The sequence below is a fragment of the Salipaludibacillus keqinensis genome (genome assembly GCF_003226325.1).
Classification (GTDB): Bacteria; Bacillota; Bacilli; order Bacillales; family Salisediminibacteriaceae; genus Salipaludibacillus; species Salipaludibacillus keqinensis.
On record NZ_PDOD01000001.1, the window covers coordinates 1,155,819 to 1,175,244 of the forward strand.

General features: G+C 37.6%; 23 protein-coding genes and 1 riboswitch. Of the genes, 18 read left to right on the forward strand and 5 right to left on the reverse strand.

The genetic code is table 11. The features are described 5' to 3' along the window. The first annotated feature begins 28 nt into the window (after positions 1-28). The 11 genes from CR194_RS05850 to queE all read left to right on the forward strand — a co-directional run bounded on the left by CR194_RS05850 (position 29) and on the right by queE (position 9,854). Positions 29-1,030 (forward strand): ABC transporter permease, encoded by a 1,002-nt coding sequence (locus tag CR194_RS05850; protein ID WP_110608667.1) that lies wholly within the window; start codon positions 29-31, stop codon positions 1,028-1,030. Positions 1,031-1,084: 54 nt separating this feature from the next. Next, complete coding sequence (gene nikC, locus CR194_RS05855; protein ID WP_233254265.1) at positions 1,085-1,972, forward strand: nickel transporter permease; 888 nt, start codon at positions 1,085-1,087, stop codon at positions 1,970-1,972. A gap of 169 nt (positions 1,973-2,141) precedes the next feature. After that, positions 2,142-2,696: a GNAT family N-acetyltransferase gene (locus CR194_RS05860; protein ID WP_110608669.1), complete on the forward strand. Its 555-nt coding sequence runs from the start codon at positions 2,142-2,144 to the stop codon at positions 2,694-2,696. Between the two features lie 216 nt (positions 2,697-2,912). Further along, positions 2,913-4,364, forward strand: a complete 1,452-nt coding sequence (gene aldA / locus CR194_RS05865; protein ID WP_110608670.1) for an aldehyde dehydrogenase — start codon at positions 2,913-2,915, stop codon at positions 4,362-4,364. Positions 4,365-4,705: 341 nt separating this feature from the next. After that, entirely contained in the window at positions 4,706-5,053 is a 348-nt protein-coding gene (locus CR194_RS05870; RefSeq protein WP_110608671.1) for an ASCH domain-containing protein, read from the forward strand. 139 nt (positions 5,054-5,192) lie between these two features. Beyond that, positions 5,193-5,741, forward strand: a complete 549-nt coding sequence (locus CR194_RS05875; RefSeq protein WP_110608672.1) for a GNAT family N-acetyltransferase — start codon at positions 5,193-5,195, stop codon at positions 5,739-5,741. 88 nt (positions 5,742-5,829) lie between these two features. Further along, positions 5,830-6,609, forward strand: coding sequence for a putative hydro-lyase (locus CR194_RS05880; RefSeq protein WP_110608673.1), 780 nt, complete (start codon positions 5,830-5,832; stop codon positions 6,607-6,609). Between the two features lie 276 nt (positions 6,610-6,885). Then, entirely contained in the window at positions 6,886-7,728 is an 843-nt protein-coding gene (gene proC / locus CR194_RS05885) for a pyrroline-5-carboxylate reductase (RefSeq protein WP_110608674.1), read from the forward strand. Between the two features lie 147 nt (positions 7,729-7,875). Continuing rightward, positions 7,876-7,921, forward strand: a riboswitch (PreQ1 riboswitch). Between the two features lie 70 nt (positions 7,922-7,991). Continuing rightward, entirely contained in the window at positions 7,992-8,636 is a 645-nt protein-coding gene (gene queC, locus CR194_RS05890; RefSeq protein WP_110608675.1) for a 7-cyano-7-deazaguanine synthase QueC, read from the forward strand. A gap of 14 nt (positions 8,637-8,650) precedes the next feature. Beyond that, positions 8,651-9,133, forward strand: a complete 483-nt coding sequence (gene queD, locus CR194_RS05895; RefSeq protein ID WP_110608676.1) for a 6-carboxytetrahydropterin synthase QueD — start codon at positions 8,651-8,653, stop codon at positions 9,131-9,133. Then, a complete protein-coding gene (gene queE / locus CR194_RS05900) occupies positions 9,126-9,854 on the forward strand; it encodes a 7-carboxy-7-deazaguanine synthase QueE (RefSeq protein WP_110608677.1) in 729 nt (242 codons plus the stop codon). The genes queD and queE overlap by 8 nt, the downstream gene beginning before the upstream one ends. A gap of 43 nt (positions 9,855-9,897) precedes the next feature. Here queE and CR194_RS05905 read toward each other — a convergent pair whose 3' ends face one another. Continuing rightward, positions 9,898-10,188 (reverse strand): hypothetical protein, encoded by a 291-nt coding sequence (locus CR194_RS05905; protein WP_110608678.1) that lies wholly within the window; start codon positions 10,186-10,188, stop codon positions 9,898-9,900. 677 nt (positions 10,189-10,865) lie between these two features. On the opposite strand from CR194_RS05905, the gene CR194_RS05910 reads away from it, so the two are divergent. After that, positions 10,866-11,249: a hypothetical protein gene (locus tag CR194_RS05910; RefSeq protein ID WP_110608679.1), complete on the forward strand. Its 384-nt coding sequence runs from the start codon at positions 10,866-10,868 to the stop codon at positions 11,247-11,249. 133 nt (positions 11,250-11,382) lie between these two features. After that, positions 11,383-12,885, forward strand: a complete 1,503-nt coding sequence (locus tag CR194_RS05915; RefSeq protein WP_110608680.1) for an amidase family protein — start codon at positions 11,383-11,385, stop codon at positions 12,883-12,885. 36 nt (positions 12,886-12,921) lie between these two features. Here CR194_RS05915 and CR194_RS05920 read toward each other — a convergent pair whose 3' ends face one another. Then, complete coding sequence (locus CR194_RS05920) at positions 12,922-13,569, reverse strand: hypothetical protein (protein WP_146035915.1); 648 nt, start codon at positions 13,567-13,569, stop codon at positions 12,922-12,924. Between the two features lie 161 nt (positions 13,570-13,730). Between CR194_RS05920 and CR194_RS05925 the strand changes: the two genes are divergently transcribed. Together CR194_RS05925 and CR194_RS05930 are read left to right on the forward strand one after the other, a co-directional pair. Further along, a complete protein-coding gene (locus tag CR194_RS05925) occupies positions 13,731-14,405 on the forward strand; it encodes an HAD family hydrolase (RefSeq protein ID WP_110608682.1) in 675 nt (224 codons plus the stop codon). A gap of 181 nt (positions 14,406-14,586) precedes the next feature. Continuing rightward, positions 14,587-14,985 (forward strand): sulfurtransferase, encoded by a 399-nt coding sequence (locus CR194_RS05930; RefSeq protein ID WP_110608683.1) that lies wholly within the window; start codon positions 14,587-14,589, stop codon positions 14,983-14,985. 61 nt (positions 14,986-15,046) lie between these two features. On the opposite strand, the gene CR194_RS05935 is transcribed toward CR194_RS05930, so the two are convergent. Then, positions 15,047-15,526: a glutathione peroxidase gene (locus CR194_RS05935; RefSeq protein WP_110608684.1), complete on the reverse strand. Its 480-nt coding sequence runs from the start codon at positions 15,524-15,526 to the stop codon at positions 15,047-15,049. Positions 15,527-15,651: 125 nt separating this feature from the next. Here CR194_RS05935 and CR194_RS20835 point away from each other — a divergent pair, with 125 nt between their 5' ends. Further along, a complete protein-coding gene (locus tag CR194_RS20835) occupies positions 15,652-16,041 on the forward strand; it encodes a DUF4181 domain-containing protein (protein WP_110608685.1) in 390 nt (129 codons plus the stop codon). A gap of 85 nt (positions 16,042-16,126) precedes the next feature. Next, positions 16,127-17,014: a DMT family transporter gene (locus CR194_RS05945; RefSeq protein ID WP_233254242.1), complete on the forward strand. Its 888-nt coding sequence runs from the start codon at positions 16,127-16,129 to the stop codon at positions 17,012-17,014. A 90-nt stretch (positions 17,015-17,104) separates the two neighbouring features. On the opposite strand, the gene CR194_RS05950 is transcribed toward CR194_RS05945, so the two are convergent. Together CR194_RS05950 and CR194_RS05955 are read right to left on the reverse strand one after the other, a co-directional pair. Continuing rightward, positions 17,105-17,734 carry a 3'-5' exonuclease gene (locus CR194_RS05950; RefSeq protein ID WP_110608687.1) on the reverse strand — a complete coding sequence of 210 codons (630 nt, stop codon included), beginning with the start codon at positions 17,732-17,734 and terminating at the stop codon, positions 17,105-17,107. A 104-nt stretch (positions 17,735-17,838) separates the two neighbouring features. Beyond that, positions 17,839-18,228 carry a hypothetical protein gene (locus CR194_RS05955; protein WP_110608688.1) on the reverse strand — a complete coding sequence of 130 codons (390 nt, stop codon included), beginning with the start codon at positions 18,226-18,228 and terminating at the stop codon, positions 17,839-17,841. Positions 18,229-18,383: 155 nt separating this feature from the next. On the opposite strand from CR194_RS05955, the gene CR194_RS05960 reads away from it, so the two are divergent. Further along, on the forward strand, positions 18,384-19,346 hold the full coding sequence (locus tag CR194_RS05960) for an SDR family NAD(P)-dependent oxidoreductase (RefSeq protein ID WP_110608689.1): 963 nt from the start codon (positions 18,384-18,386) through the stop codon (positions 19,344-19,346). The last annotated feature ends 80 nt before the right edge of the window (positions 19,347-19,426 follow it).

The following is a 19,426-nucleotide window of genomic DNA, read 5'->3' on the forward strand; positions in this document are numbered from 1 at the left end:
CGATGAAAGAAAGCTAGAGGTGATCTCTATGATTTCGTACACTATTCGAAGAATACTTATGCTCATACCTGTTTTAATAGGAATGTCGTTAATTACCTTTTCGATCATTCATCTTATTCCAGGAAATCCCGCGCAAACAATATTAGGAGAACAAGCGACACCTCAGGCAATTGAACAGCTTGAAGAGCAGTTAGGTTTGAATGAGCCTTATTTTGTACAGTACGGGAATTATATGATGGGACTTGCCCAAGGAGATTTAGGGACGTCTCTTCGAACAAAGGGAGAGATTTCGTCTGAAATTTGGCCTTTTTTAGCTGCAACAATTGAATTGACTATTTTTGCCATGGTTTTTGCCATTATCGTAGGCGTAAACGCAGGAATAATCAGTGCTTGGAAGCAAAATTCTATTTTTGATTATGCTAGTATGCTTATTGCACTGGTAGGTGTGTCGATGCCTATTTTCTGGCTCGGATTGATGGAACAGTGGATTTTCGCTCAAGAATTAGGCTGGCTACCGGCATTCGGACGAGGGAATCCTCGTGATCCAGTGGAAACTGTAACTCACTTTTATCTCGTAGATTCCATGATTAACGGACGCCCTGATCAGATTTGGACTTCGTTCAAGCACCTTATTCTTCCCGGGGTAGCTCTCGGTACGATTCCAATGGCGATCATTGCAAGAATGACGAGATCCAGTATGCTTGAAGTTCTTCGATCAGATTATATTCGAACAATTGAGGCGAAAGGTGCAAGGGATTTATCTGTTGTTTATCGTCATGGGTTCAAAAACGCTGTCATCCCCGTGTTAACAGTAGTAGGTCTTCAAACGGGAACACTTTTAGGAGGAGCCATATTAACAGAGACTATCTTTAGCTGGCCTGGAGTGGGGCGCTACGTATATGAAGCGATTGGCAATCGTGATTATCCAGTTATCCAATCAGGGATTATCGTCATCGCAACGATGTTCGTATTTATTAACTTAATCGTCGATCTACTTTATAGCTATATCGACCCTAGAATTAAATATTAAAGAAAAGGAGGGAAGAGATAAATGGAAATGACCACTCCTACTAACAAACAACCTATGCCAGGCCCTGAACATCAAGACCCACAAGTCGTCCAAGAAGAATCAATTTCACCTTGGAAAGAAGCTTTCTGGCAGTTGAAAAAAAATAAACTTGCGATCGTAGGCCTCATCATCATTGTATTTTTCATTTTGGTTGCGATATTTGCACCTATTTTAACAAGTAATTCCTATCAAACAATGAATGCGACAGACCGATTACAAGGACCTTCAGCTCAATATTGGTTTGGTACGGATGATTTAGGGCGAGATATTTTTACACGAATTGTCTATGGAGCGAGAATATCTCTTATGGTTGGCTTCTTCGCAGTGACAGGAGCATTGATATTTGGATCGTTATTAGGCATTGTGGCCGGGTATTTTGGGCGATGGATCGACATGCTCATCTCCCGAATATTTGATATTATGCTGGCATTTCCAAGTATTTTACTGGCCATTGCAATTGTAGCTATATTAGGGCCTTCCTTACAAAATGCATTAATAGCAATTGCCATTATTAATATTCCTATTTTTGGACGTCTTGTTCGCTCAAAAGTTATTTCTATTCGAGAAGAAGAGTATATCATGGCAGCTAAAGCTCAAGGCATGAAAAGCGGTCGAATTCTCTTTCATCATGTTCTGCCAAATAGCCTAGCGCCAATTATTGTGCAGGCTACCCTTGGATTTGGTACGGCAATACTTGAAGCAGCGGCATTAGGTTTTCTTGGTTTAGGTGCCCAACCACCCACTGCAGAATGGGGAAGGATGTTATCTGACTCAAGACAATACATTCAAAGTGCTCCTTGGACCGTGTTGTTTCCGGGATTCTCGATCATGCTAGTCGTATTAGGCTTCAACATGATCGGTGACGGGCTGCGAGATGCCCTTGACCCTAAATTGAAAAACTAATGAAAAAAGATAGCTACGAGGATAAACATCTTAAATACAAGGTCATTCTCCATGAGTGATCATGATTTTAAGGTGTTTTTTATTATTTACATATTCGATACTCCAGCTTTTCAAACATAAATAAAGTCAAATTAACACAGAGTATCATTTAAAATCAGGGGGGAAGAACATGTTTGTTTACAATATTGACGAGGACTTATCTCTAAAATTAATAAACTATCAAGATGCAGAAGCCATATTTGATTTAACGAACAGATCGAGGAATTATTTGCGAGAGTGGCTACCTTGGATCGATTATGTAACTAAACTAGAGGATACGATGAACTATATTAAAGAGTGTTTAACAGGTTTTGCCGAACAGAAAACAATGATTACAGCCATTGTATTTAAAAGAGAAATTATAGGTGTGTCAGGATACAATGAGATTAACTGGTCCAATCGAACAGCTCACATCGGATATTGGTTGGGTGAAGGGTATCAAGGAAAGGGTCTCGTGACAAAAGTCGTTTGGGCATTAACTGACTACGCATTCCGAGAGCTAAGATTAAATAAAGTAGACATCCGCGCTGCAGAAGGTAACCATAAAAGCAGGGCGATACCTGAGCGACTAGGATTCGTTGAAGAAGGTAGTATTAGGCAAGCCGAGTGGCTTTATGATCATTATGTCGATCATATCGTTTATGGCATGCTTGTAGATGAGTGGGGGGAAATAATAACTAGGTAGGTAACAAATCAATAAAAATACATTTTAAATAAGGAACAAAAGTTGTTCATTCGTTTTATGTGTTGGAGTTGTTCGACCAAAGTATGCTGTTGTCCAGCCAAACTTCCTATGTGTTCAGCCAAAAACATCTCTTGTTCAGCCGACTGGAAAGAGAATGTTTAGTTCCTTACCAAATTAGGGAAAAGTCTTCTATATTATTAAGAGGAGGCTTTTTCCATGAAGCAGCATCAAATATATATTAATGGTGAATACATGAACTCTACATCAAGTGAAACGATCGATATTCTCAACCCAGCTACAGAGGAAGTTATCTCAAGGATTCCTAATGGAACTGAAGAAGATGCGAATCGAGCAATAGATGCGGCTTTTCAGGCTCAAAAGGAATGGGAGAAGGTTCCCTCTAATGAACGTGGCCAAATCGTTCGTGATATTGGTTTGAAACTTAAAGATCAACGGGATAGATTCATAGATCTATTAATAGAAGAGCAAGGAAAAAGCTATGAGATGGCTAGTGGAGAAGTGGATTTAGCAATCGATTACTTTCAATACATGTCAGAGTGGGCAAGAAGAATCGAAGGAGAAATTTTGCCGAGTGATCGGCCAAATGAAAATATCTTTATCCATAAACGCCCTATAGGTGTGGTAGCAGGGATTGTTCCATGGAATTTCCCTGTCTTTATTCTTGCGAGAAAAGTGGCAACCTCTCTTATTGCCGGTTGTACAATTGTCTTAAAACCTAGTCAACAAACGCCTAACACAGCAGCTGAATTCACGAAGATGGTTCACGAAATGGACATTTTGCCTAAAGGAGTTTATAACTATATCACTGGAAAAGGCTCAACGATTGGAAACGTGATGGCATCACACGAAAAAGTAGCCATGGTCACCATGACAGGCAGCATTCCAGCGGGGGTTAAGGTGATGGAAGCTGCTGCGAAAAATATCACAAAAGTGAATTTAGAGCTTGGCGGGAAAGCACCTGCCATCGTGACAGAACACGCTGATCTCGATTTAGCAGTAGAAAATATCACGAAGAGTCGAATTATTAATGCTGGACAAGCTTGTACTAACGCCGAAAGAGTATATGTTCATGAACGCGTTGCGGAAGAATTCACCAGAAAAATAACTGATTCTATGTCTAAAGTGACCTATGGGGATCCATTAAATGATACCAGTTTGGATATGGGGCCACTTGTTAGTAAGGATCGGTTGGAAGACGTAGATGAAATGGTAAGAGAAGCGATAGAGCAAGGTGCAAAAGTAGAAACAGGTGGAGAACCAGCAAACACAGAAAAGGGTTATTTTTATAAACCAACAGTGTTAACGAATGTATCTCACGACATGGCGATTATTCGAGATGAAATTTTTGGTCCCGTCTTACCGATTGTTACGTATAAAACTCTTGATGAGGTTATTGATAAAGCAAATGATTCGGAATATGGCCTATCCTCGTCTGTTTATACTGAGAATTATCATCAAGCGATGAAACTGACAAATGGTCTTCGTTTCGGTGAAACTTTTGTTAACCGGGAAAATTTCGAGGCTGTCCAAGGTTATCATGCAGGATTTAGGAAATCTGGTATCGGTGGAGCAGATGGAAAACATGGCTTAGAAGATTTCCTAAGTACTCAAGTAGTGTATATGCAATTTAAAGACGATCAACAGTAAGAATTGTGAGGTAGGCGGGCCTGAAATGTGCCCACGTTACCGGAACAATTAAAAGACGCTTCCTTAACAGGAGGCGTCGTTTTATTTTATCAAAAGAATCTTCAATTCAAAGATGTTATGACAGTTATCGTCTGAAAAATCAGTTTTTAAACGATCGTTTAAAATTTATGTGTTTTTTTATCGAATCACTTCGAAATTAATAATTTTATGCCAACAAGTGAAAGTTATTAGAAGTTTTAAACAGATCCTCAGAAATTATAGTGTACATTAACTGGCTGACGGTTTTATAAATGAGTGTTTTCGAGTAAAATAGATGGTGGATAAAGAAGGGGGAAATCAAAATGACAAACAATGAACCATTACCGCCAAAAACGTGTGAGATTGACAGAATGATTACTAAACCTGAAGATATAAAGAAAGTCCTTCAAGGAAAGAAAACAGCTACGAGAAGAAATGGAAGGTATGCTGATCCAGGGGAAATTATGCACTTAGAAGGCAAGTCTTTCAGGGTAGAACGAGTATACAGACAGACGCTCGGGGATCTGACCGATGAAATTGCTAACCAGGAAGGTTATGAAAATCTTGAAGCCTATAAACAATCCATTTTGTCCATTCATCCTGGAATGCCTTGGAAAGACGATATGAAGGTCTGGGCTCATGATTTTAGTGCTGTAGAAGATGAGGCCTAACGAAACTGAAATCCCTCGTGCAAAGAGGGATTTTTTTCTCTACAATTTAATACATACGTTAATTTAGTTACGATAAACCAAGATGGTTTCAACACGTAAGACATCAACGGTGAAATTATTTATTAAAGGGGTGAATTAAATGAACATACGAAAAGCAACGGTTGAAGATGCTAAAGGAATGGCACGAGTGCATGTGGACTGCTGGAGGTCTGCATATGAAGGGATTTTGCCTTCTGATCTCTTAAACAACCTTTCTTATAAGGATCGTGAACAAAGGTGGATTAAAAATATTCCGTTGTCCACTTCAGGTGGTTCGATGACGTTTGTCGTCGAGAATGAAGAAGGGAAGATTGTAGGTTTTGCATTAGGAGGTACGATGAGAGATGCCCGATTAAGAATGAAATATACTGGGGAACTTTATGGACTTTATGTACACCCTAATAACCAACAGAAAGGGTTCGGCAAGAAGCTTTTCGAAAGTGTTGTTCATCATCTAGTCTCTTTACATCATTCATCTATCGCATTATGGACATTTAAGGGACATCACTCATGTTCGTTTTACAATCATTTAGGAGGAGAAAAAGTTTACGACAAAAAAACGACCATAGGTGGAACCGAACTAACTGAATGGGCTTACGGATGGGATGATTTATCTTCATTTCCTATAAACATAGACCAACTTAATTAATAAATACAGTTGTTACCGCGTTACTAGTGTTTACATTATTTTATTGATAGTATTAACAGATATCTTAAAACTACTTAGTAGAATATCTATGGAGGTGTGCATATTGCCTGATTCAATTAGACGTTTAATCCGTAGTGGAAAGCACCAAGGAACGACAAGTGGTTATTTACCGTCTTATATTCAAACGAACGTGGTGATTTTACCGAAAGAGTACGCTGATGAATTTCGAGAGTTTACCAAGCTCAATCCTAAATCGTGTCCTCTTTTAGATGAACTTGCACCAGGGGAGTTCAGTCCCGCTTTAGCAAAGGACGCAGATATAAGAACTGATGTCCCTCAATACAGAGTGTATCGGTCTGATGGTCAATATGAAGTTGTTAGCGACATCCGCCCTTATTGGCAAAGTGATTTTGTTACATTTCTCATTGGGTGCAGCTTCACTTTCGAATCAGCCTTGCAAGAAGAGAACATAACACTCCGACATGTCGAAGAAAATGTTACAGTTCCCATGTATAAAACGAACATTCAAACAGTTCCGTCAGGGCCCTTCTCTGGACCCATGGTTGTCTCTATGCGGCCTATTCCGGCTTCCGATGTAGATAAAGCAATTAAAATTACTGGGAAATTCCCTTCTGTTCACGGATCTCCTATTCACGCAGGCGACCCAAGTGAAATCGGTATTGTAGATATAAGGAAACCCGATTATGGGGACACAGTGACAATTAGGGAGAACGAAATTCCAGTCTTTTGGGCTTGTGGGGTTACTCCACAACAGGCAATCTTACATGCTAAACTCCCCATCGTCATCACTCATGAACCGGGCAAGATGTTTGTGACGGATGTGAAGCATGAGGCGTATAGAGAATAACTTTAAAGTACTTTCATTTGGGAAAGCTATGAGAAATCATGGCTTTTTTTGTTGTGATTGATTCCCTTCTAAGCTCCTCTCATGTTCTTAATCGTCAAATATTGTGATCTAAGTAAGTTAACCCTCAGATGGTGACGCTTTCATTCACTTTTTGCCTTTGATCCTCATTCGCTTAAAAATACCCCTTGAAGTGATCGTTCAAAGTGTTACGATAGGAAGCAGATTGTTAAATGGACGGTAAGAAAAATACTATTAACTTAGAGGAGCTTGATATCAATGGCTACTAAATTACGTGTTGCTTTTATTGGAGCAGGAAATATGGCAGAAGCAATGATATCTGGGATTGTTGAAACGAAAACACTCGAACCAGAACAAGTGATTGTGACAAATCGTAGCGATGAAGAACGTTTGCTTGAATTGCATAATAAATATGGTATTCAAGGAATGGTAAGAGACCGTTTTCCAATCGATTCTGTGGACGTTATTATCCTAGCAATGAAACCGAAAGATGCTGAAACGTGCCTATTATCTATTAAGGATCAAATACGACCAAATCAAGTAGTGATGAGTGTTCTAGCAGGAATTTCTACTTCTTTTATGGAAGAACATTTACAAGCAGACCAACAAGTGATCCGTGTCATGCCTAATACGTCAAGTATGATTCAAGAGTCTGCGACAGCAATTTCTCCTGGTGAAAACGTAACAATGAAAAATGTAAAGTTAGCGAAAGCCCTTCTTAAAGCGATCGGAGAAGTCTATGTCATTGAAGAAGACCAAATGGACTTATTCACTGGGATTGCGGGAAGTGGGCCTGCTTACTATTACTACCTTATGGAAAATATTGAAAAAATAGCGAATGAAAATGGCATGGACCCTTCTCAAGCTAGACAAATTGGTGCACAGACGATTCTTGGCGCTGCTAAAATGATGCTTGAACGTGAAGAGTCTCCCGCCCAGTTAAGAAAAAACATTACTTCCAAAAACGGAACGACTGCTTCTGGTCTTGAAGCATTAGCAGAAAATGGTGGTGGAAAAGCAATTAAAGCTGCCATAGAAGGTGCTATGAATCGATCTAAAGAAATCAGTCATCAATTGGAAAAATCTCCTGTTCACCAATAATGATCTTACTAGTTATAGACGCCCTTTAAATATCTTTAGGGCGTTTTATTTTACTTTCGGACCGGAGAAAGGATAATATCGTTGAAAACATAAAACTATGATATAATCATAAGTTGAAGCACTCAACTCTTATAAAATCCGATTATTTCGGGAGAGGTTCTAGCTAATACCCTCTATAAAAAACTAAGGAACTGTCTGTTACACCACATCCTTAGGGGTTTGGTGTCTTTTTTTTGCAATAAAAATGAGTGGAGGATTTATTCATGAAAAATGATAAAGCACTAGTTGTGTTTAGTGGTGGCCAAGATAGCACGACTTGTTTATTCTGGGCTTTAAATAACTTCAAAGAAGTGGAAACTGTTACCTTTGATTACAACCAAAGACATAAATTAGAAATAGATGTTGCACAAACCATCTCCGACGAATTGAATGTGAAGAATACTGTCCTCGATATGTCGTTATTAAATCAGCTTGCACCTAGTGCGCTAACGAGAAATGATATTGATATAAAAGAATCAGACGGTGAGCCTCCTTCGACTTTTGTAGAAGGACGAAACCTTTTATTTCTATCGTTTGCATCCATTTTAGCTAAACAAATTGGAGCGAAACATATAGTTACAGGAGTGTGCGAAACAGATTTTAGTGGTTATCCTGACTGCCGTGACGTATTCGTAAAGTCTCTTAATGTGTCTCTAAACCTTTCTATGGATCACCAGTTTGTGATTCACACCCCATTAATGTGGTTAGATAAAGCTGAAACATGGGCGCTGGCAGATGAGCTTGAAGCCTTTGAGTTTGTAAGAAATAAAACTCTTACTTGCTATAACGGGATTATTTCTGACGGTTGTGGAGAATGTCCTGCCTGTATTTTAAGAAGAAGAGGACTAGAAACGTATTTACAAAGATAAGGAGGTCATCGTATATGTATGGTTTTAAAATAGTAGAAAATCTTGAAAAGATAAATGAAGATATCCATAAAGACCAATTAAAGTACCATTCTAAAAGAGTCTTAGTCAGTAAAGAGTTTACGTTCGATGCAGCGCACCATTTGCATTGTTACGAAGGGAAATGTAAAAACTTGCATGGACATACGTATAAAGTAATCTTTGGAATTAGTGGTTATGTGGATTCAGTAGGATTGATGATTGACTTTGGTGATATTAAACAAATATGGAAAGATGAGATTGAAATTCATTTAGATCACAGGTATATTAATGAAACCCTTCCACCTATGAACACAACCGCTGAAAATATGGTTGTCTGGATTTATGAAAAAATGGCTGACGCTATCTTTAGCAATGAGTCTCTTAGAAAAGATCAAGGTGCTAGAGTTGAATTCGTTCGATTGTTTGAAACCCCAACAAGTTATGCTGAAGCTAGGCGGGAGTGGATGGAAGGTGAATAAGTTTCCTATATTAGAGATTTTCGGTCCGACAATTCAAGGGGAAGGAATGGTCATTGGCCAGAAAACCATGTTCGTTCGGACGGCTGGTTGTGATTACTCATGTGCTTGGTGCGACTCTGCCTTCACTTGGGACGGAAGTGCTAAAGACGATATTGTATCGATGACTGCTAGTGATATTTGGGAGAAGTTAAACGAGCTAGCAAAAGGGAACTTCTCCCATGTGACGATATCAGGTGGAAACCCTGCTTTATTAAAAAATTTACAAGAGTTTGTTAAGATCTTGAATGACAATCAAATAAGAATAGCATTGGAAACTCAAGGGAGCGTTTGGCAAGATTGGTTTTTAACTATTGATGATTTAACTATTTCACCGAAGCCTCCCAGCTCAAAAATGGTTACAGACTTTCAAGTTTTAGATAAGATCATTTCTCGACTTGAAGATGGAGGAAGGAAAGCTCATATAAGCCTTAAGGTCGTTGTGTTCGATAACAAAGATTATGAGTATGCGAAAATGGTGGCAAGAAGATACTCTAACATTCAGATGTTTTTACAAGTAGGTAATGATGATTTATCTACTATAGATGATGCTGAATTAACATATAAACTATTGAACAAGTACGAGTGGCTGACAGATAAAACGATGGCCGATAGTGAATTAGCGGATGTCAAAGTGTTACCTCAATTGCACACATTATTATGGGGAAACAAACGAGGCGTATAATAATAAAACGAAAGGGGTTTCTCCGAGAGACTCCCCTTTCGTTTTACTGAATAAGTAGCTTTTTAATTAGTTTTATATCTGCATCATGATTTTGAACGTTTTTTTGAAGGTCATGCACGGCTGAGTGTAACTCGGTATTAACCGCAGTTTGCTCCTGAATCGACCCAACTTTCGATTCCAAACTGAAAAGACGATGATTCATGCTGAATACTTCATCTTTTAATCCACCGACTTCACCTTTTACTGAACCCATTTCATTTTTTAGGCCGTTCATTTCAGTGGAGAGGTCATCCATTTTTTTAACCAGTAGCTCAAGGATTTCTCGATCGTTCATCTTAGTTTCTCCTTTCAATATTTATCTCAATAGAGTGAGCAGGAAGAGGAAAAATCTATCTATTGAATACTGTGCAATATTTAAACTCTGTTAAACAATTTTATTTTACAGCGCTAATCGGATAAAAGCGTAAAGAATCTATGTCACATTCTATTGATATCTCTACTATTATAAACTGATTTATATAAGAGATAAAGTTTTATTCATTTCACATTTTGAAGTCTGCTATTATATAAGTCCTTTTTTTTAGTCTAAAAGATACCAATGTATAAGTTATTGGGTAGGTTATGTACGGGAAGGTAGGGGAATGTAACGCCTTTACGAAATTAACGTTACAAGCAATTCCATAATTTGAAACTGCTCTAAATCGTATCATTTATAAGAACGTGTATTCCCTTTTGAGTGAAACTCCTATATACTATTAATGACGGATCTTCCATAAGAGGTCGCTTGAATTTAAATTATATTAGCAAAAGATACTGCATAGGTTGCAGGACTTCCCCATTCCTTTTTACGTTTACCTCAACTATATTTCACACCCTCTTTACTTTCATATACATAAGGATAATACCTCAACATCTTTCTTTAGCATTCTATTTTAAACAGATTGTGAAATATATTATTAAAGCAACAGTCTTCTTGAATGGTCCGATCGCTAATTAGAGGAGATGATTGTTGTGGGTTTGGATATGTATTTAATTAAGAAAGACCTAGTTGAACCGGATCAAATTAGTAATGAACATGTAGTGTTATATTGGCGTAAGGCAAATCAAATTCATCACTGGTTTGTTACGAATATTCAAGAAGGAGTAGATGAATGTGGCATGTTCGAGGTTACGTTCCAAGATTTAACAAAGTTATATCACTGTTGTCGTTCTGTCTTAAGACAAAATGAGCGCGCCCCCTATTTACTTCCTACTAAAGAAGGGTTCTTTTTTGGAAGTACGGAGTACGATCAATACTTTTTTTATGAAATTAAACGAACGAAAGTAGAATTAAGAAATTTACTGGCTACTTTTGATTTTAATAAGGAGAAATTGTATTACACGAGCTGGTGGTAACCTGCACATGAGAATCAACCGCTTGATAATGGTACAGTTTCTTTTATTTTATTTTAGGTTCCATTTCATATAGAAGGAGAAAGAGGTGCAGGTATCGAAAACCTATGTACGAGAGTGTACAAGGGGGAGAGTCATGAAGGATTTTCATTATGAAAAATATGATGCAATGGGATTGGCAGAACTGATCAGGAATAAAGAAGTGACTAGAAAAGAAGTCATTTTAAAAGCCATTACAAGAATTGAAGGACTTAACCCTGCGCTGAATGCAGTAATCAATAAGTTTTACGAAAAGGCGATTGTTTCTTGTGACTTAAGCGAACAATCAGGTCCGTTACTCGGTGTACCAATGTTATTGAAAAACATCACTCAAGAAATAGAAGGAGAAATTGTTACAGAAGGTACTAAAGTATTGCAGGGTTATCGTGCCACAAGGGATTCCACTTACTCTAAATTGTTAAAGCAATCAGGAATCAATATCTTAGGACTTACAAATGTCCCCGAATTTGCTCTTATGGGTGTTACAGAGCCAGCTATGTATGGTCCAACTAGAAACCCTTGGAATTTAAGAGTAACCCCAGGTGGATCTAGTGGGGGTTCTGCTTCGGCAGTGGCTTCAGGGATGGTACCCATTGCAGGAGCAAATGACGGAGGTGGGTCTATTCGAATCCCGGCAGCCTATAGCGGTTTATTTGGTCTGAAACCAACACGAGGTAGAACACCCTCTGGGCCGGAACGTGGCCGTGTGTGGCAAGGAGCATCTGCAGAACATGTTTTATCTAAGTCAGTTAGAGATAGTGCGGCATGTCTAGATATACTGAATCTAGAAGAGAATACAAGGGCTTTCCATGCTCCACCATTCAAAGAGCGCTATATAGATACACTGGAAAGACCATTGAAGAAACCGTTAAAAATCGCTTTTTCTGTAGAATCACCAATCGGTACTCCTGTAGATGACCAGTGTAAACAAGCCGTTTTGCAAGCAGCAAAATGGTTAGAAGCTGCAGGACACGAAGTAGAAGAACGTCATGCACCAGTTAATGGACAAGACTTAGCTAAGAGCTATATGACTCTTTATTTTGGAGAAGTGGCGGCTCGGCTAAAAGAACTAGAAAAGTCTATCGGAAGAAAAGTCACCATGGCTGATGTAGAACCTGTAACGTGGCTAATAGGTATGCTTGGGAGAGCAATATCAGCTGAAGAATTTGTATTGAGGTTACGGACTTGGGATGAAGCCGCAATAAAAATGGAGCCTTTCCATGACACTTATGATCTTTACATGACGCCAACGACTGCAATGCTTCAAGCACACATTGGTGAATTAGATTTGAAGAAAAGTGAACAGATACTCATACAACTTGTCTCGAAACTACAAGCTGGAAAAGTGTTACTGAAAACGGATATGATTGATCAGTTGATTCAGCAAAGTTTAAAAAGAACTCCATTTACGCAACTAGCTAATTTAACTGGTCAGCCTGCCATGAGTGTACCTATTTATGAAACAGCAGAGAGATTACCTGTAGGAGTTCAGTTTATGGGAGCAAGAGGAAGAGAAGATCTACTCTTTCAATTAGCAGCAGCTTTGGAGAATTCTGATCTGTGGGTAGATATAAATAAAAATCCTTTCATGCAATTATAAAAGGTACGTCTAAAGAAACTTCTTTAGACGTACCTTTTACTCTTGGTCACCTGTCAAATATGCATAAATAATTTCATGATTATTTCCACTTCCGAATGCATGAGTGACATTCCAATATCTATCAGCATCTGTCTCATTAATATCCATATCTAAATCATGGAAAATGCGATGTAAAAACCGCAATGCCATGGAGTCACCGTTTTCTACAAGGTCGGCCATACTATGAGCGTTTTTCATATCAATTAATATTTTGGACTCGGCAAATCCATCATTTTTCAAGTAGTTGATATCGTCTCTTAGAGCTTGCCAGTCCTCGTCATTTTGTAATTCTTCATGATCAAATGACTCAGCGCCACCCCATCCAGCCTTGTCATTCAAGTAATTGTGTTGCTTTAGTATAATATTGTTTACTCTCTCTTCTTGATCACTTTGATAAGCGACTGCTTCATCATATTCCTCATACTCAAAGTCTTCTATTTCATTATTATTTTCCTCTTGGTTACTATTTGAATCATTTAAACCACCATTTTCATTGTCCTGATTATCATTTTCAACCGCTTCAATCGTATTCTGTTGGTCTGTTGATTCTGTTTCTGCGCTATTCAAATATTGAGTAACGAAATAAAAGCTTCCCCCTGCAAGTAATAGAATCCCTAGTAGACTTATGATTATTATGTTTCTCATGAAAGGTAACACGTCCTTTAGTAAATTGTTGGATGGCTCACTTGTTAAGTAGATATTGTACTATGTCTTTCCTCACATATTTCTACATAATGCACAATTATACCTTCAATTAATTTACAATTAAACCATTTTAATTTAAAATAAGGGATGAGGTGATCAGGATGGCTGTTGTGACTGTTGATTTTGACGGAACCCTTTATCGTGGGAATTCTTTTAAAGCGATGTTTCAAGTAGCTAAAAGAGAGTTTACTGTCAAAGATTGGTTCATTGTAGGACAAGGATTAGTGAGATCCGTGGTACTTGGTGTATTGAAAGGTAAGCAGGCATTAAGACATACTTTCTTTAAATCTTTCGCTAAGTCTTTCAAAGATAAAACGGAAGAAGAATTAGAACAGTTTTTTCAATCTCTTGTCTTAGAAGGAATAGCTGAGGTTCATCATGAACTAATTAGTAAAATTCGACAGCATCAATTGAATGGAGATCAAGTAGTCGTATTATCAGGCGCCCTTCATCCATTTCTTCAAGCCTTTATTAAAGAACTTAATTTAGATGTTCATGTCATAAGTACAGAGTTGTTGTTCGATGATAAGGGATTCTGTACCGGTGAAATTGGAACCATCGTAAATGGAAAAGAAAAAGTAAGAAGAATAGTAGATTGGCTTGGACAAAATCCTGCTGCTGCAAATGGAGCAAATGGTTCCCTTGAGGAATTATGGGCTTATGCTGATAGTGAACACGACTTGCCATTACTTGAATTTGTCAATCAGCCAATTGTTGTAAACCCGAACGATGACATGTTACAAATCGCCAAAGAGAAAAACTGGCCAATATTTTAAACTAATGAAGCCGACAAGTTTTTTTACGCTTGTTAGGCTTTTTTTATTTGATATAAGAAATGGCCCTTAAGGGTCACTTAATGAAGAGAGTTTTATAGTAGACAAAATACCTATATGGGTATAAAATAAAAGGAGTTTAAAATGACTTTATCAAATGATTAGTTTTAATGAGGGATGAAAAATGTCAGTATTCATTTTTTTAATAAGCTTCGTTGTATTGATTTACGCAGCGGCTCTTCGTTATGTACCAGTTAAAGGTTTAAAAGAAATAAGTGTGCAAGAAGTAGGTCCAATGAAACCATATCTCATTGTAGATGTGCGTCAGTTTCAAACAGCTCATCATTCTCCGGTGCAGGGAAGCTTGAATATGCCTCTTGCATATTTAACAAGGCATTTCAGGGACATCACTCAACGAGAAGTTGTGATTATTGCCTCTGATAAGGTAGAGGTAAATATGAGTGTGAAGTTTCTAAAGAGAAAAGGGTATATTGTTCATGGCTACCATTTAAAATCTGAAATAGAAAATACCATTAATGAGCAAGGTTTAGAAAATCCAGCTAGGATATGTAATGAAATATAGGAGTGAATTAAGCCATCCCTTCAGTTGCTTAAAACGAAGAAGGGATGGCTTATCTATATTGCTATTTAAGTCTCTCTTGAAGATCTTTTTCTATTTTCGATGGGGATGTTTGAGGCGAATAACGTTTGACGACGTGACCTTCTTGATCAACAAGAAATTTAGTGAAGTTCCATTTGATTTCAGAGCTGAGCATCCCTTTTTCTTTCTCTTTTAAGTGTTTATATAATGGATGTGCCTCTTTACCATTTACATTGATTTTTTTAAATAAGGGGAACGTAACACCGAAGTTCATTTCACAAGTTTCCTCCATCTGTTCATCTTCTACAGGCTCTTGGTTCATAAATTGGTTGGAAGGGAAACCAAGGACTTCCACATCCTGATCTTTATATTTTTGATACAACTTTTCTAACTCTTTAAATTGTGGAGCTAGTCCACATTTCGTTGCTGTATTTACAATGATCAATAGTTTACCTTGATAAGAATCTAATGAGATTTCTTCACCATTCGGTTTTTGTACGGAAAAATCGTGAACTGTTGTCATGACGAACCTCCTTAAGTTAAGTATCTATAGTTTAAGAAAAGCAATCTGAGAGCGCAATTAATAAGACTTGCAGAAAACTAACTAATGAGTATGTTAAGCTATGGTTAACCGGTTTGGCAGGTGTGATGTCATTGAATATAACGATTCTACTTATCATAACCTTGTTTTTCATATACTTAACGATAGATTTGATCTTGCGAAAAAGACATGGAAAGCCCATGATAGAGACTTTCTTCAAAGACGTATTCGAAAATAGACAAAAATATTTTTTGGCGTTTGAAATCACAGTATTGGGACTACTTCTATTGTCCATTCCACTTTTGGCATCTCTTCCAAGCGAAAGGTTTTTTAACGTTTATTCTAAATTCGTCATCCCATTCATGGGTCTTCTTATCTTTTCATCAAGAAGTATAGAAGAATACTTATATAAACGCGACAACAAAGATCATGTTCATTCACTGCTTTTGGTTGGATTAATGATCAGTATAATGACTGTTTTGTTTATCGTTAATTAACAGTCTTATTAAGAACTGTTCTTAAAATTCATTTATAGATATTCAAGAAGAACGGAGGGATGTTATTTTTTATTCCTACATATTAATGATTTTAGTTGTTATATTCTATTCAGGGAACATACTCGTAGGGAAAGCCATTAATGAGCTACCACCTTTTACGATTGCTTTCTTTCGATTACTCATTGCTTTTATGATCGTGCTGCCAATTGCTTGGAAAAAAACATGGATCAACAGAGGAGTTTTCTTTGAGTATAAATGGCCTTTTTTATGGATGACGCTTGCTGGTGTGACGTTCTTTAATACGTTCATCTATGGATCACTTCAATTTACTACCTCCTCCAACGTTGCTGTATTAGAAACAATCATTCCCGCACTAACCGTCATTTTAAGTGCCTTTGTTTTGAAAGAACGACTATTAAATGTGCAATGGTTCGGTGTAATTTTGTCCGTCATGGGAGCCATTTGGGTTGTAGTTGATGGACGCCTTTTTCAACTGGCGTCAATGGATTGGAATATAGGTGATGGGATTATGATTGGTGCCATAATTTCTTGGTCAGTCTATTCCATTCTGGTAAAAATGTATATGTATCGTTTTCCTCCTTTTGCCGCTCTTTTTGTTATGACAGGGATATCGCTTTTGGTCTTGCTGCCATTTGTAGTAGGTGAATGGCTCATCTTTGGAGTACCCGAGTTGTTTCAAACGGACTTAATCACGGGATTATTATATTTAGGTATTTTCCCATCATTTGTTGCATTAATTTTATTTAACCGAGCAGTAGATAAGCTAGGAGCTTCGCAATCATCGGTCTTTTTAAACCTTCTACCTGTGTTTACGATGATCGGTGCGTACGTTTGGCTAGGAGAGGAGATTACCACAATGCATATAACAGGAACGGCTATTGTAATCTTGGGTGTGACGTTAACGACCCAAGGAGGAAAGTTTATAAAGAGGAAAAATACGGAAACAACGTGAGATTGATGAGATTTTGACACAATGTGTTCTTTTTATAAGCTTACAAAATGTAGCTACTAAATTACAAAAAGAAAGCTGAGCAAGAGGAAATTAGCCTCTTTTACTCAGCTTTCTTTTCGCCGCTTGTTGGTTTTTCTTGTTCATCCCTGGGGTTATGTAACCTTCCGGAGATAATAATCCGTTACTGATGTTCAGTTTTTCTAAAAGTTGTTCTTTCTCAAACGCGTTATGAATTTCTGAAGCTTTAAGTAATATATTAGCAGCTACTCTGGCGTCTTCCAAAGCGTGATGGTGGTCAAAAGTCAAATCCAACTGATGAGCAATCGTATTTAGCTTGTAATTGTAAAACTCCGGCCATGTTTTTTTGGCGATACTAACTGTGCAGTTATATTCCATCGTTGGATAAGGTAGACGATATTGATCTAACACGTGTCGAAGAACGCTAATATCAAAGCTCGCGTTGTGCGCGATCACAAGGTTGTCTTGAAAGTAATCAACCAACTCTGGCCAAAGCTCTTCAAACGTGGGCGAATCTTTCACGTCTTCCCAACTAATCCCGTGAACACTCTCACACATAGGATCAAAATAAGGATCTTTAGGTCGAACGAGAGAATATTTCTCTTCAACGATTTCGTCATTGACTACGTTCACTAGCCCTATCGCACAGACGCTACCTCTTTGCCTCGAAGAAGTTTCAAAATCTAATGATAAAAAATTCATAATTCCCTCCTAGTTCAAACATATGTTTCTATTAGATTAACAGGAGTCAGACTGGAAAGAAAGAGTAAAAGACTAGTAAATCAATAGAAAAGTTCGCGTGGAAATCATAAAATTTTTTGAGAGGTACGCAGCTTCTTTTTTTTGCAAAACGGACAAGATAAGGCATCAATTGAATCTAAAGCTTTCTCTATCCGTGATCCAATGCTTCTACAGTATGGGCATCTGTTGAAGGTAGTGAAAGTCTGATCTTCACCATAAATCACGGTCAACACAGGTTTTTCGAACAAATGGTGCTTTGTACATTGAAATAATTCATAAGAAAACTCAAAACGATGAATGGTTTGTTGCTGAGCCAATTCTTTAAACCCGTGTTGATCCTGGCGAGGGAGACATTTAAGGCAAACATCAAAGGGGAAATGTGTTACATCCACCCCTAAACGAGTGTCAATGGAATAAAAGCAATTCTCGCATTGAATTTCTTGCCCAGAACCCATACTTATACCTCCTTCTATCTAATTATTAGGGGTACGCTATAGTTCTTTTATACCCGTTTTAAAAAAATTAGATCCTGTGAATCTAAATATTTTAAAGGATTCGGCTAATTTACATAGAAATCATAGTTATATTCACCAGAAGGAGGTAGGGGGGAATGAAACAGGTTATAGTCATAATTACTGGAGCAAATTCTGGAATAGGTAAAGCTGCTGCAGAAAGATTTGCGAAAGAAGGCTATCAAGTCATCATGGCATGCCGAAATATGGAAAAAGGCAGAAAAGCACATGATGAAATACGGAGGTCTACCAAATCAACCACAGTAGACTTGTTAGAAGTAGATATGTCTTCTTTTCGTTCTATTCGATCATTCTGTGAGATTGTAGAAAAGCGATACGATGCAGTAGATATCCTTATTCATAATGCAGCTTATTTCAATCATAGTGAGAAAATATACCAGGTCAATGATCAAGGTATTGAACTGAGTTTTGCTACGAACACATTAGGTCCTTACTTTATGTCTCAGCTCTTTCGAAACAAAATGAGACGGTCAAGTGATCCTAGAATTCTTAATGCCTGTACGACAAATATCAAGCATTTTTTTGACCCTAAAAGAACGATTGACATTGAAGGTCTCACGGGCCCAGTCCCTTCTAAAAAGAAGTACAATGCCTACAAAAAATATGGTGATTCAAAAATGGCTTTACTAATGCTCACTTTCAAGATGGCCGAAGAATTCAAAATGAATAATATTAAAGTTAATGCAGTGCAGATTCCTGCAGTGAAACTCAGTAAAGAAGCTAAACAAAATCTAAAGTCTTTGTGGAGAGTTGCGGCCGAGGTACAAACTTTTTTTGCCCTAGAGACCGAAGAGATGGCAAACATATACTATGATTTATGCACTTCAGATCGCTTTAGTAAAATAACTGGCTGTTATATTAATCATAAAACTGATCTTATGAAACCAACTGGTTATAAACCCTCTTTAAAAACACAAATAAAACAGTTTTTTGGCTATTCTCTATTTCCTGTTTATGCCATCGATCCTAATAGACTAGAAAAGGTTTGGGAAGTAATCAATCATATGATAGAACATGCAAAAGAGGAGAAATCTTTATAATGAACATTTGTGTAAAATAATTCCATAAAGGGAAACGTTTGTTCTTTTCAAATTTAAAAATTGTAGTATAATATAATTAA

Excerpts from the sequence above, each read along its gene's own strand:
- CR194_RS05870 (WP_110608671.1), top strand. The coding sequence starts at position 4,706 with ATGACAAACAATGAACCATTACCGCCAAAAACGTGTGAGATTGACAGA.
- CR194_RS05915 (WP_110608680.1), top strand. The coding sequence starts at position 11,383 with ATGAAGGATTTTCATTATGAAAAATATGATGCAATGGGATTGGCAGAA.
- CR194_RS05930 (WP_110608683.1), top strand. The coding sequence starts at position 14,587 with ATGTCAGTATTCATTTTTTTAATAAGCTTCGTTGTATTGATTTACGCA.
- nikC (WP_233254265.1), top strand. The coding sequence starts at position 1,085 with ATGCCAGGCCCTGAACATCAAGACCCACAAGTCGTCCAAGAAGAATCA.
- CR194_RS05955 (WP_110608688.1), bottom strand. The coding sequence starts at position 18,228 with ATGGGTTCTGGGCAAGAAATTCAATGCGAGAATTGCTTTTATTCCATT.
- CR194_RS05905 (WP_110608678.1), bottom strand. The coding sequence starts at position 10,188 with ATGAACGATCGAGAAATCCTTGAGCTACTGGTTAAAAAAATGGATGAC.
- queD (WP_110608676.1), top strand. The coding sequence starts at position 8,651 with ATGTATGGTTTTAAAATAGTAGAAAATCTTGAAAAGATAAATGAAGAT.
- CR194_RS05875 (WP_110608672.1), top strand. The coding sequence starts at position 5,193 with ATGAACATACGAAAAGCAACGGTTGAAGATGCTAAAGGAATGGCACGA.
- CR194_RS05880 (WP_110608673.1), top strand. The coding sequence starts at position 5,830 with ATGGAGGTGTGCATATTGCCTGATTCAATTAGACGTTTAATCCGTAGT.
- aldA (WP_110608670.1), top strand. The coding sequence starts at position 2,913 with ATGAAGCAGCATCAAATATATATTAATGGTGAATACATGAACTCTACA.
- CR194_RS05860 (WP_110608669.1), top strand. The coding sequence starts at position 2,142 with ATGTTTGTTTACAATATTGACGAGGACTTATCTCTAAAATTAATAAAC.
- CR194_RS05960 (WP_110608689.1), top strand. The coding sequence starts at position 18,384 with ATGAAACAGGTTATAGTCATAATTACTGGAGCAAATTCTGGAATAGGT.
- CR194_RS20835 (WP_110608685.1), top strand. The coding sequence starts at position 15,652 with ATGTCATTGAATATAACGATTCTACTTATCATAACCTTGTTTTTCATA.
- proC (WP_110608674.1), top strand. The coding sequence starts at position 6,886 with ATGGCTACTAAATTACGTGTTGCTTTTATTGGAGCAGGAAATATGGCA.
- CR194_RS05850 (WP_110608667.1), top strand. The coding sequence starts at position 29 with ATGATTTCGTACACTATTCGAAGAATACTTATGCTCATACCTGTTTTA.
- CR194_RS05935 (WP_110608684.1), bottom strand. The coding sequence starts at position 15,526 with ATGACAACAGTTCACGATTTTTCCGTACAAAAACCGAATGGTGAAGAA.
- CR194_RS05925 (WP_110608682.1), top strand. The coding sequence starts at position 13,731 with ATGGCTGTTGTGACTGTTGATTTTGACGGAACCCTTTATCGTGGGAAT.
- CR194_RS05945 (WP_233254242.1), top strand. The coding sequence starts at position 16,127 with ATGATTTTAGTTGTTATATTCTATTCAGGGAACATACTCGTAGGGAAA.
- queC (WP_110608675.1), top strand. The coding sequence starts at position 7,992 with ATGAAAAATGATAAAGCACTAGTTGTGTTTAGTGGTGGCCAAGATAGC.
- CR194_RS05920 (WP_146035915.1), bottom strand. The coding sequence starts at position 13,569 with ATGAGAAACATAATAATCATAAGTCTACTAGGGATTCTATTACTTGCA.
- CR194_RS05950 (WP_110608687.1), bottom strand. The coding sequence starts at position 17,734 with ATGAATTTTTTATCATTAGATTTTGAAACTTCTTCGAGGCAAAGAGGT.